Below are 12441 nucleotides of genomic sequence, written 5' to 3'. Positions count from 1 at the left end.
AATGTCGCTCATTCACGAAATCGATTTCGGTACTCCGCGCTCCAAAGCTGAGAAGATGGTCACGCTGACCATCGACGGCCAGAGCATTTCTGTGCCTGAGGGCACCTCGATCATGCGCGCCGCCATGGAGATGGGCACGCAGATTCCGAAACTCTGCGCCACCGACATGGTGGACGCCTACGGCTCGTGCCGACTCTGCCTGGTCGAGATCGAGGGCCGCGCCGGTACGCCAGCGTCGTGCACCACGCCGGCGATGGAAGGCCTCGTCGTTCACACCCAGAACGAGCGGCTGAAGCAGCTCCGCAAGGGCGTGATGGAGCTGTACATCTCCGACCATCCGCTGGACTGCCTGACCTGCGCCGCCAATGGCGACTGCGAATTGCAGGACATGGCCGGCGCCGTCGGCCTGCGCGACGTGCGCTACGGCTATGATGGCGAGAACCACGTCTTCGCCAAGACCAAGGGCCACTCGCACGACCACTCGCCGCATGACTGCGAGAACGATCACTGGATGGCGAAGGACGAGAGCAATCCGTACTTCACCTACGATCCCTCGAAATGCATCGTCTGCTCGCGCTGCGTCCGCGCCTGCGAGGAAGTGCAGGGCACTTTCGCGCTGACCATCTCGGGTCGTGGTTTCGAAAGCCGCGTCTCGCCCGGCATGAACGAATCCTTTCTGGGCTCGGAATGCGTCTCCTGCGGCGCCTGCGTGCAGGCCTGCCCGACCGCGACGCTGACCGAGAAGGCCGTGATCGAGATCGGCCAGCCCGAACATTCCGTCGTCACCACCTGCGCCTATTGCGGCGTCGGCTGCACCTTCAAGGCGGAAATGCGCGGCGAGGAAGTCGTCCGCATGGTGCCGTTCAAGGACGGCAAGGCCAATCGCGGCCATTCCTGCGTCAAGGGTCGCTTCGCCTGGGGCTATACCAACCACAAGGAGCGCATCCTCAACCCGATGGTGCGCGAGAAGATCACCGACCCGTGGCAGGAAGTGTCGTGGGACGAGGCGTTCAATTTCGCGGCCAAGAAGTTCAATGGCATCCAGGCCAAATACGGCCGGGATTCGATCGGCGGCATCACCTCGTCGCGCTGCACCAATGAAGAAGTGTTCGTGGTGCAGAAGCTGATCCGCGCCGGCTTCGGCAACAACAACGTCGACACCTGCGCCCGTGTCTGCCACTCGCCGACCGGCTACGGCCTGTCCTCGACCTTTGGCACCTCGGCCGGCACGCAGGACTTCGACTCGGTGGAAGACACCGACGTCGTGATGATCATCGGCGCCAACCCGACCGACGGCCATCCGGTGTTCGCCTCGCGCCTGAAGAAGCGGCTGCGCGCCGGCGCCAAGTTGATCGTGGTCGATCCGCGCCGCACCGACATCGTGCGCTCCGCCCACATCGAGGCGCAGCACCATCTGCCCTTGATGCCCGGCACCAATGTCGCCGTGCTCACCGCGATCGCGCATGTCATCGTCACCGAAGGCTTGGCCGACGAGGCCTTCATCCGCGAGCGCTGCGACTGGAGCGAGTTCGAGGACTGGGCGGCGTTCGTCGCCCAGCCAAACCACTCGCCCGAAGCCACCGCCATCATGACCGGCGTCGATCCGAAGGAATTGCGTGAAGCCGCGCGTCTGTTCGCCACCGGCGGTAACGGCGCGATCTATTACGGCCTCGGCGTCACCGAACATAGCCAGGGCTCGACCACGGTGATCGCGATCGCCAACCTCGCGATGGCCACCGGCAATATCGGCCGTCCCGGCGTCGGCGTGAACCCGCTGCGCGGCCAGAACAACGTGCAGGGCTCCTGCGACATGGGCTCGTTCCCGCACGAGCTGCCGGGTTATCGCCATATCTCCGGCGACGCGGTGCGCGAGCAGTTCGAGGCGATGTGGAACGTCAAGCTCAACAACGAGCCGGGCCTGCGCATTCCCAACATGTTCGACGCGGCCGTCGAAGGCACCTTTATGGGGCTTTACGTGCAGGGCGAAGACATCCTGCAGTCCGATCCGAACACCAAGCATGTGGTCGCGGCGCTGTCGGCGATGGAATGCGTCATCGTCCACGACCTGTTCCTCAACGAGACCGCCAACTACGCCCATGTGTTCTTTCCGGGCTCGACCTTCCTCGAGAAGAACGGCACCTTCACCAATGCCGAACGCCGCATCCAGCGCGTCCGCAAGGTGATGTCGCCGAAGAACGGGCTGGAGGACTGGGAAGTCACGCTCGGCTTCGCCAAGGCGCTCGGCTACGAGATGCACTACAACCATCCGTCCGAGATCATGGACGAAATCGCAGCCCTGACCCCGACCTTTGCCGGCGTCTCCTACAAGAAGCTGGAAGAAGTCGGCTCCGTGCAGTGGCCATGCAACGAGAAGCAGCCTCTGGGCACGCCGATCATGCACATGGACGGCTTCGTGCGCGGCAAGGGCAAGTTCATGCTCACCGAATACGTGCCGACGGATGAACGCACCGGGCCGCGCTTCCCGCTGCTGCTAACCACCGGCCGGATACTCAGCCAGTACAATGTCGGCGCGCAGACGCGGCGCACCGCAAATACGGTCTGGCACGAGGAAGACCGGCTGGAGATGCACCCGCACGATGCCGAGAACCGCGGCATCCGCGATGGCGACTGGTGCCGGCTGGTCAGCCGCGCCGGCGAGACCACCTTGCGTGCCTTGCTGACTGAGCGCGTCGCGCCCGGCGTCGTCTACACCACGTTCCACCACCCGACGACGCAGGCCAACGTCATCACCACCGAGTTCTCGGACTGGGCGACCAACTGTCCGGAATACAAGGTGACGGCGGTGCAGATCTCGCCATCGAACGGGCCTTCGGAATGGCAGAAGGAATATGACGAGCAGGCGCGGCAGTCGCGTCGGATCGCCATGCCGGTGGTGGAAGCCGCGGAGTAACCATGCTCGACCCGGTCCGCTCGGTCACACGCACGATCTGGCGCAGCATTGGCGCCAGCACGGGCGTGCGCGCGGTGCCGGAAGAGACCGCGCTGGCGATCACCTATAATGGCGGCACCTATGCCGTCATGATGGGGACGCCGCAGGATCTGCACGACTTCGCCATCGGTTTCAGCCTCAGCGAGGGCGTGGTGGCCACTGCCGCCGAGATCCAGTCGTTCGAGGCGGTGGAGTTCGACGACGGCGTCGAACTGCGGATGTGGCTCGCGCCGGACACGGCCGAGGGCATCAGCGCGCGGCGCCGCCAGATCGCCGGTCCCACCGGCTGCGGACTATGCGGCATCGACTCGATCTCCGAGGCGGTGAAGCCGGCGGCGATCGTGGGCGAGGGCAGGGCGTTTGCGCCCGAGGTGATCATGGCGGCGATGGCTGCGCTGTCGCCGCTGCAGGCGATCAACATCGAGACCCGCGCCGTCCACGCCGCGGCGTTCTGGACGCCGGCGCGCGGCATTGTCGCTTTGCGCGAGGACGTCGGTCGTCACAACGCGCTCGACAAGCTGGCGGGCCACCTCGCGCAGGCGAAAATCGACGCGTCCGAAGGCATGGTGCTGCTGACCAGCCGTGTCTCGGTCGAAATGGTGCAGAAGACCGCGGCGATCGGCGCGTCGCTGATGGTCTCGGTGTCGGCGCCGACAGCGCTGGCGATCCGCATGGCCGAGGAGGCCCACGTCACGCTGGTGGCGATTGCCCGCGCCGACGGCTTTGAAATCTTCACCCATCCGCACCGCGTCGGCCTCGATGCGATGCAAGAGAATGACCATGGACATGAGCACGCACACATCGACGTCGCCTAACCGGCTGATCTACATGGCCAACCAGATCGGCACGTTTTTCAACAGCCAGGGTGAAGGCAAGGCCGTGCCGGGGATTACCGAGCACATCCGCAAATTCTGGGACCCGCGCATGCGCAAGCAGATCATGGCGCATCTGGAAGCCGGTGGCGAAGGGCTCGATCCGAATGTGAAAGATGCGCTGGCGGCGCTGAAGAACTGAGACTGCCCAAAGCCAGAAGCTGCGGTTCCGGGGGCGCGAGCGCGCCAGCGCAAGCGAACCCGGAATCTTGCCATGGGACGATGAACATCCCGGGATTCCGGGTTCGTGCGAGCTGCGCTCGCCCGCCGGCAGGATGACAACGGGTAACCCGGCCTTAATCTTGCAAGCTCACGATCTGCCCGGCAAATTACAGGCTGGTGCCAACGGAGCGCGTGATGAGGAATTTGCTGCAGTGGTCGTGTCTGGCCGCCATTCTACTGGCGCCGTTGGCGGCACACGCCGACACCTGGCCGTCGAAGCCGATCAAGGCCGTCAACCCGTTTGGCGCCGGCAGCGCCGGGGACGTCGTGCCGCGGCTGTTCTTCGAGCGGCTGAGCGCCGAACTGGGCCAGCCGATCATCATCGAAAACCGCGTCGGCGCCGGCGGCTCCATCGGCACCGGGGCGGTCGCCAAGAGCGAGCCCGATGGCTACACGCTGCTGTCGCAGACCAATGCGATCTCTATCGCGCCGGCGATCTTTCCCAATCTGGCCTATGACACCAGCCGCGATCTCGCCTCCGTGCTGATGATCGGCTACAGCGCCAATGTGATGATCGTGGCGAACGAGCGGCCGTGGAAGACCGTGCAGGACTTCCTCGCCGCCGCACGCACCAAAGGCACGGTGATCGATTTCGGCTCGGTCGGCGTCGGCAGCGCGGTGCACATCACCTCGGAAAAATTCCGCGCCGCTGCCGGCTTCCACGCCTCGCATATTCCCTATCGCGGCGGCTCGGAGGTCATCACCGACATCATCGGCGGCCGCATCGACTTCTACTTCTGCCCGCTGGCGACGGCGCTGCCGCTGATCCGCGAGGGGCAGGTGCGCGCCCTCGTCGTCTCGACGCCGACGCGGCTGCGCGACCTGCCGGAGGTGCCGACCCCGATCGAGGCGGGTCTCACGGATGCCGACAGTTCGATCTGGTTCGGCGTGTTCGTGCCCGCAAAGACGCCGGCGGAGATCATCGGGAAGCTCTACGCCAGCGGCACGAAAGTCCTGAACACCGCGGAGATGCAGGCCAGCCTGAAGAAGCTCGGCGTGGAGCCGATGCCAATGCAGCCGGCGGAGCTCGATGCCCTGCTGGTGAAGGAAATTGCGGCGAACAAGCTGTTGCTGAAGGGCGAGGGGAAGTAGCTCACCTTGTCGTTCCGGGGCTCGAGCGCGTGAGCGCGAGAGAACCCGGAACCTCGGAATGTTCAGCCCGATTTCCAGATTCCGGGTTCGCTCGCAGCTTTCGCTGCTCGCGTCCCGGAATGACAATCTATCCCGGTCCATTTCTTGCTTTCCTTTCGCGCGTCGGCCCATTATCGGGCCACGCCGTTCCCCTGGAACGGCGCAACCGGAGCGCGTGATGAAGAAGTTTGTTCGGTGGTCCTGTGCGGCCGCCCTCCTGCTGGCGCCGTTGGCGGTGCAGGCGGATACCTATCCCTCCAAAATGATCCGGGCCACCATCCCGTTCGGCGCCGGAAGTGCCACGGACGTGGTGCCGCGCATCGTATTCGAGCGGCTCGGCGTCGAACTCGGCCAGTCGATCGTGGTGGAAAACCGCGTCGGCGGCGGCGGCTCGATCGGCACCGGCGCCGTCGCCAAGGCTGACCCCGATGGCTATTCGATCCTGGCGCATTCCTCGGCAATCACCATTACGCCGGCGATCTTCCCGAACCTGCCCTATGACACCAGCCGGGACCTGTCCGGCGTGTTGATGATCGGCTCCAGCGCCAATGTGATGATCGTGCCGACGTCGCGGTCGTGGAAGACGGTTCAGGATTTCCTGGCCGATGCCCGCGCCAAGGGCGCGCAGATCAATTTCGGATCGGTCGGCATCGGCAGCAACGTGCATATCAGCGCGGAGAAGTTCCGCATCGCCGGCGGCTTCGAGGCAACCCACATTCCGTATCGTGGCGGCCCCGACGTGATCGCCGACATTCTCGGCGGCCGGATCGATTTCTACTTCTGCCCGCTGTCCACCGCGCTGCCGCTGATCCGCGATGGCCAGGTCCGCGCGCTCGTGGTGTCCTCGGCGACCCGCTCGCCGGATCTGCCGGACGTGCCGACCCCGGCCGAGGCCGGCGTGCCCGGCGGCGACAGCTCGATCTGGTTCGCGATGTTCGTGCCGTCGAAGACGCCGCGCGACATCATCGAGAAATGGCATGCCGCCGGCGTCAAAGTACTGGCGCAGCCCGACATGCAGGCCAGCCTGAAGAAGCTCGGCGTCGGCCCGATGCCGATGACGCCTGCCGAGCTCGACGACCTGGTCGCCAAGGAAATTGCGGCGAACAAGTTGTTGCTGAAGAACGTGAAGCAGTAACCAAACACGCCATGTCGTCCCCGCGAAAGCGGGGACGACATGCGGAAAGGCTTTTGTTACTTGCCCTTGCTGGCACCCTTTTCTGCCGCGCGTCGCAAGGCTTCGGCAAACGCGCCGCCGACCGCCGGCTCACCCTGCTTCTTCGGCGCCGACGATGTCATAGACTGCCGCTCGTTGACGCGCGGGCCGCGGTCGGCCTGCGGGCGATCGGCCTTGGGGCCCACCGCGTCGTCCATGCGCAGGCTCAGCGCGATGCGCTTGCGCTGCACTTCGACTTCCAGAACTTTCACCTTGACGATGTCGCCGGATTTCACGACCTCGCGCGGGTCCTTGATGAAGGTCTTCGACATCGCCGAGATGTGGATCAGGCCGTCCTGATGCACGCCGATGTCGACGAAGGCGCCGAACGCCGCGACGTTGGTCACGGTACCCTCGAGGATCATGCCGGGCTTGAGATCGCTGAGCTTCTCGACGCCCTCCATGAACACCGCGGCCTTGAACGCCGGACGCGGATCGCGGCCGGGTTTTTCCAGCTCGCGCAGAATGTCAGTCACCGTCGGCAAGCCGAAGGTGTCATCGACATAGGCCTTCGGCTGCACGGTGCGCAGGATCTCGGCATTGCCGATCAGCGCCTTGATGTCGCTTTTGGTCGCCGCGAGAATTTTGCGCACGATCGGATAGGCTTCCGGATGCACGCCGGACCTATCCAGCGGATCCTCGCCGTCGCTGATGCGCAGGAAGCCCGCGCATTGCTCGAACGCCTTGGGACCCAGTCGCGGAACTTCCTTCAGCGCCTTGCGTGACTTGAACGGGCCGTTGGCGTCGCGGTGCTGCACGATGCTCTGCGCCAGCCCCGAGCCGATGCCGGAGACGCGCGCGAGTAGCGGCGCGGAGGCCGTATTGGCATCGACGCCGACGGCGTTCACGCAGTCTTCGACGACGGCATCGAGCGATTTCGCAAGCTTGCTCTCGCCGAGATCGTGCTGGTACTGGCCAACCCCGATCGCCTTCGGATCGATCTTCACCAGTTCCGCCAGCGGATCCTGCAGGCGGCGGGCGATCGACACCGCGCCGCGCAGCGTGACGTCGAGTCCCGGCAATTCTTCCGAAGCAAAGGCCGAGGCCGAATAGACCGACGCGCCGGCTTCCGACACCACGATCTTCGACATCTTCAGATCCGGCAGCAACTTCACCAGCTCCATCGCCAGCTTGTCGGTCTCGCGCGACGCGGTGCCGTTGCCGATCGCGATCAGCTCGACCTTGTGCTTGACGGCGAGCTTGCCGAGCGTCGCGAGTGACGCATCCCATTGCCGCTGCGGCTCGTGCGGATAGACCGCGAGCGTGTCGACAACTTTGCCGGTGGCGTCGATGACCGCGACTTTCACGCCCGAACGGAAGCCGGGATCGAGGCCCATCGTCACCTTGGCGCCGGCAGGCGCCGCCAGCAGCAGGTCGCGCAAATTGGAGGCGAACACGCGCACCGCTTCGGTCTCCGCGGCGGTCCAAAGCCGCATCCGCAGATCGATGTTGAGATGTACCTGGATCTTGGTACGCCACGCCCAGCGCACCGTCTCGACCAGCCATTTGTCGCCCGGCCGCTTCTGATCGCTGATGCCGAAGCGCTGCATGATCTTCATCTCGTAGGACGACACGACCACGGCGGTGGAGGGCTCCGCCGGCGGGCGGTCGGGCTGCATCTGCAGATCGAGGATCTCTTCCTTCTCGCCGCGGAACATCGCCAGAATGCGATGCGACGGCAATTTGTTGAGCGGTTCGCTGAATTCGAAGTAGTCCTTGAACTTCTCGCCTTCGGCCTTCTTGCCTTCGCGGACCTTCGAGGCCATCAGCCCGTTCGACCACATCTGCTCGCGCAGCGCGCCGATCAGGTCGGCATCTTCGGCAAAACGCTCGACCAGAATGGCGCGCGCGCCGTCCAATGCCGCGACGACGTCGGCGACGGCCTTGTCGGCATCGACGAAAGCCTCGGCGACCTGCTTCGGATCGTTCTGCGGCTCGGTCAGCAGCAATTCCGACAAAGGCTCGAGGCCGGCTTCCTTGGCGATTTCCGATTTGGTGCGGCGCTTCGGCTTGAACGGCAGATAGATGTCTTCGAGGCGGCCCTTGCTGTCGGCGGCCATGATCGCGGCCAGTACCTTGTCGTCGAGCTTGCCCTGTTCCTTCACCGAATCCAGGATCACGAGGCGGCGGGCTTCCAGTTCGCGCAGATAGTTCAGGCGCTCTTCCAGGTTGCGCAATTGCGTGTCGTCGAGCTCGCCGGTGACTTCCTTGCGGTAGCGGGCGACGAACGGCACCGTGGCGCCACCGTCGAGCAGTTCGACGGTCGCCGACACCTGCTGCTCGCGGACGCCCAGTTCTTCCGCAATCTGTCGAATAATATTTGCCAACGCGCAGTTCCTTCGCAACATCGCGGCGGGTCACTTCCCCGCCGTCGGGAGACGCTTATGAACCCATGCCGGGCGATTCATCAACCCCGATGGGGAGCCATTCAATGTTCTGTGGATGGCCTTGTTTTATCCCGTAAATTGCGGCTTTTCCCGCCAAATCTGCGCTTGCGTGCAGTGCAAAAAGATAAAGCTAGATCGGCGGCGTCGATCTGTGTAGACGGACGTTCCTTCCGGGAGCGATGATGTCTACTTGCGGTCTAGATTTTGGAACGTCGAACACGACGCTCGGCACCCTGAAGGGCGATGTCCCGGTCCTGGCGGAGCTGGAGGCCGGCCACACGACAATTCCCTCGGCGATCTTCTTCGAGGCCGACGGCGCCACCCTGATCGGCCGCAGGGCGATCGAAGCCTATGTCGAAGGCACGTCCGGCCGGCTGATGCGCAGCCTAAAATCGGTGCTGGGTACGTCGCTGATCGACGAGACCACCCGGACCGGCCGCGAGCGCATCTCGTTTCGCGATATCATTGCGTGGTATCTCACCGCCGTGAAACGGCGCGCCGAGACGGCGACCGGAAAACCGTTGCGCAACGTGGTGCATGGCCGCCCGGTGCATTTCGTCGACAACAACGAAGCCAACGACCGCAAGGCGGAGGCGACCCTGCGCGACATCGCCACCGAGGTCGGCTTCGAGCAAGTGACCTTCCAGTTCGAGCCGATCGCCGCGGCACTCGATTACGAGCGCACGCTGCATTCCGAACAGATCGCGCTGATCGCCGACATCGGCGGCGGCACCTCGGACTTCTCCATCGTGCGGCTCTCGCCGGAGCGGCATCTCAAGGCCGAGCGCCAGGCCGACATTCTCGCCAATGACGGCGTGCGGATCGGCGGCACCGATTTCGACCGCCAGCTCAGCCTCGGCGTCATCATGCCGTTGCTCGGCTACCGCACGGCGATGAAGCGCGCCGGGCTCGACGTGCCCTCGGGCTATTTCCACGATCTCGCGACCTGGTCGAACATCAACCGGATGTACGAATCCAAGGTGATGAACGAGGTCCGCCAGGTCCGTTACGAGGCCAAGCAGCCGGAATTGCTCGATCGCCTGGTCCGCGTGCTCGACGAGCAGCGCGGCCACACGCTGGCGATGGAGATCGAGGACGCCAAGATCGCATTGTCCTCGGCGCCGAATTCGAGCATCGCGCTGGACTGGATCGAGCCGGGGCTCAAGGCCGGCGTCGCGCGGAAAGAGCTGGTCGGTCACACCACCTCGCTCGCCGATCGCATCACCGCGCGGATCGGGATCTGCCTCGAGCAGGCCGGCCTGCAGGCTGATGACATCGACGCCGTGTTCCTCACCGGCGGCTCGGTGCAGCTCGCCCATGTCCGCAAGGCGATCACCTCCGCCGTGCCGAATGCCCGCGCCATCGAAGGCGACACGTTTGGCGCGGTTGGCAAGGGCCTGACCATCGAGGCGGTGAGGCGCTACGGGCCGGGCTAGGCGCGCGCTCTTGATCGGCACCGCCGCGCCGCCATATTAAGCCCATGACCAAGCTTTCGAATCGCGAACGTATGCTCGCCGCCGGCCTCGAGGTCGTGCATGCGCACGGCTATGCCGGGGCCAGCGTGCGCGACATCGTCAGCGCGGCGGGCGTGCCGCAGGGCTCGTTCACCAACCACTTTGCCTGCAAGGAAGAGTTCGTCCTCGAGATCCTCGATCTCTACGTTGCCGCCGGCCGCGAGCTGATGGCGGCGACGCTGCTCAACGAAAAGCTGTCACCGTTGCAGCGGTTGAGCGACTACCTCGACGCCAACCAGTCACGGCTCGACGCCAACCAGATGCGCAACGGCTGCCTGTTCGGCAATTTCTCCGCGGAAGCCACCGACCATAGCGAGCCGATCCGTGCGCGGCTGGTCGAGATTTTTGCGGAGCTGCAGCGTCATCTGGCGATCTGTCTGCGCGCCGCCGTCGAGGCCGGCGAATTGCCGGAAGACTTTGCAACTGACGAGGTGGCCGGCTTCATCGTCTCGTCGCTGCAGGGCGCCTGCCTGCTGGCCAAGGCGGAACGCAGCCCCGCGCCCTTCACCCGCTTCAAGCAGGTGCTGTTCAGCCAGGTGCTGCGCTAGTGTCGCCGTAGGGTGGGCAAAGGCGTTCTCGCGCCGTGCCCACCGACTGCAGAGCGTGCGATGGTGGGCACGCCGTGCCGCGCTTTGCGCGATGCAGCTTTGCCCACCCCACAAGTGGTCGGCCCGGTTGCCGCCCCCCTCCCACTTCGATAGACCCCCCGGGCAACGCTGCGGCAATCTGCCGCCGCCAAGAACGACGTCCGGGAGACCCTATGAGCCAGACCGCCAGCGGCGCTGACGCAATGATGCGCGCCAAATCCGACATCGAGACCGCAACCATCCGCGCGATCTCGTGGCGGCTGATCCCGTTCCTGGTGCTGGCCTATTTCCTGGCCTATCTCGACCGCGTCAATCTCGGCTTCGCCGCGCTCACGATGAATGCGGAACTCAATTTTTCGCCGACGGTGTTCGCCTGGGGGGCCGGCATCTTCTTCGTCGGCTATTTCCTGTTCGAGGTTCCCTCCAATATCGCGCTCGAGAAATTCGGCGCCAGCCGCTGGATCGCGCGCATCATGGTCACCTGGGGGCTGATCTCGGCGCTGATGGCGGTGGTGTCGGGGCCGTGGAGCTTCTACTCGCTGCGCTTCCTGCTCGGCATTGCCGAAGCCGGTTTCTTCCCCGGCATCATTCTCTATCTGACCTACTGGTACCCGGCCGAATACCGCGCACGCTTCCTGGCCGCCTTCGCCATCGCCGTGCCGGTATCGACCGTGATCGGCGCGCCCGTCTCCGGCATGCTGCTCGGGCTCGACGGCATGATGGGCCTGAAAGGCTGGCAGTGGCTGTTCATCATCGAGGGCATTCCCTCGGTGGTGCTCGGCGTCGTCTGCTGGTTTTACCTCACCGACCGGCCGTCGCAGGCGACCTGGCTGTCGGCCGAGCAGAAAGCCTGGCTGGAACAGCGCATCGACGCGGAAGTCGCCGCCAAGAAGGAAGCCGGGCAGCTGACGCTGTGGCAGACCATGGCCTCGGGCCGCGTGCTGATGCTGTCGCTGATCTATTTCTGCTTCGTCGCGGCATTGTACGGCATGCAGTTCTGGCTGCCGCAGATCGTCAAGGCGTTCGGCTTCAGCAACGTGCAGACCGGCTTCGTCACCGCGATTCCCTATGCGTTCGGCTCGGTGGCGATGATCCTGTGGGCGCGGCATTCCGACAGGACGCGCGAACGCGTCTGGCACGTCGGGCTGCCGATGATCCTGATCTCGGTATCGCTGGGCACGGCCGGCCTGCTGACCGACCCCACCTGGACGATGGTCGCGCTCTCAGTCGCCGCGATCGGCGTGTTCTGCACCTTTGCGCTGTTCTGGACGCTGCCGACCTCGTGGCTGACAGGGGCCGCCGCCGCCGGCGGCATCGCCATGATCAACTCGATCGGCAACCTTGCCGGCTTTGGCGGGCCCTATCTGATCGGCTGGATCAAGGAGGCGACCGGCTCGACCTCGACCGGCCTGCTGGTGCTGGCGGTAATGCCGCTGATCGCCGGTGCCTTGGTATTGTTCGGCAAGCACGACACCTCGGCGGAGTTCGCAGCAGTGCGAAAACAACCCGCGATCTAAACAAATTCTGACCACTGACGAATATTGACATTCGTCAGTGGTCAGGCC

At 64.8% G+C, this 12441-nt stretch carries 9 protein-coding genes; 8 read left to right on the top strand and 1 reads right to left on the bottom strand.

The features are described from left to right. Position 1: 1 nt before the first annotated feature. The 5 genes from fdhF to FNL56_RS24935 all read left to right on the top strand — a co-directional run bounded on the left by fdhF (position 2) and on the right by FNL56_RS24935 (position 6310). Entirely contained in the window at positions 2-2911 is a 2910-nt protein-coding gene (gene fdhF, locus FNL56_RS24955) for a formate dehydrogenase subunit alpha (RefSeq protein WP_143575522.1), read from the top strand. A gap of 2 nt (positions 2912-2913) precedes the next feature. Beyond that, on the top strand, positions 2914-3765 hold the full coding sequence (gene fdhD / locus FNL56_RS24950) for a formate dehydrogenase accessory sulfurtransferase FdhD (RefSeq protein ID WP_143582429.1): 852 nt from the start codon (positions 2914-2916) through the stop codon (positions 3763-3765). Continuing rightward, positions 3737-3964, top strand: a complete 228-nt coding sequence (locus FNL56_RS24945; protein ID WP_143575520.1) for a formate dehydrogenase subunit delta — start codon at positions 3737-3739, stop codon at positions 3962-3964. The genes fdhD and FNL56_RS24945 overlap by 29 nt, the downstream gene beginning before the upstream one ends. A 215-nt stretch (positions 3965-4179) precedes the next feature. Further along, on the top strand, positions 4180-5136 hold the full coding sequence (locus FNL56_RS24940; RefSeq protein WP_143575519.1) for a tripartite tricarboxylate transporter substrate binding protein: 957 nt from the start codon (positions 4180-4182) through the stop codon (positions 5134-5136). Positions 5137-5353: 217 nt separating this feature from the next. Further along, positions 5354-6310, top strand: coding sequence for a tripartite tricarboxylate transporter substrate-binding protein (locus FNL56_RS24935; RefSeq protein ID WP_143578367.1), 957 nt, complete (start codon positions 5354-5356; stop codon positions 6308-6310). 56 nt (positions 6311-6366) lie between these two features. Here FNL56_RS24935 and FNL56_RS24930 read toward each other — a convergent pair whose 3' ends face one another. Beyond that, complete coding sequence (locus FNL56_RS24930; RefSeq protein WP_168203022.1) at positions 6367-8715, bottom strand: Tex family protein; 2349 nt, start codon at positions 8713-8715, stop codon at positions 6367-6369. Positions 8716-8957: 242 nt separating this feature from the next. On the opposite strand from FNL56_RS24930, the gene FNL56_RS24925 reads away from it, so the two are divergent. The 3 genes from FNL56_RS24925 to FNL56_RS24915 all read left to right on the top strand — a co-directional run bounded on the left by FNL56_RS24925 (position 8958) and on the right by FNL56_RS24915 (position 12393). Further along, positions 8958-10211 (top strand): Hsp70 family protein, encoded by a 1254-nt coding sequence (locus FNL56_RS24925; RefSeq protein WP_143576363.1) that lies wholly within the window; start codon positions 8958-8960, stop codon positions 10209-10211. 44 nt (positions 10212-10255) lie between these two features. Next, complete coding sequence (locus FNL56_RS24920; protein ID WP_143575516.1) at positions 10256-10837, top strand: TetR/AcrR family transcriptional regulator; 582 nt, start codon at positions 10256-10258, stop codon at positions 10835-10837. Positions 10838-11049: 212 nt separating this feature from the next. Beyond that, a complete protein-coding gene (locus FNL56_RS24915) occupies positions 11050-12393 on the top strand; it encodes an MFS transporter (RefSeq protein ID WP_143578366.1) in 1344 nt (447 codons plus the stop codon). Positions 12394-12441 lie beyond the last annotated feature (48 nt).

This window comes from Tardiphaga sp. vice304, assembly GCF_007018905.1.
In the GTDB taxonomy this organism is placed as follows: Bacteria; Pseudomonadota; Alphaproteobacteria; order Rhizobiales; family Xanthobacteraceae; genus Tardiphaga.
The sequence above is the reverse complement of the archived record's forward strand: the minus strand, read 5'-3'. Positions and strand labels throughout refer to the sequence as shown.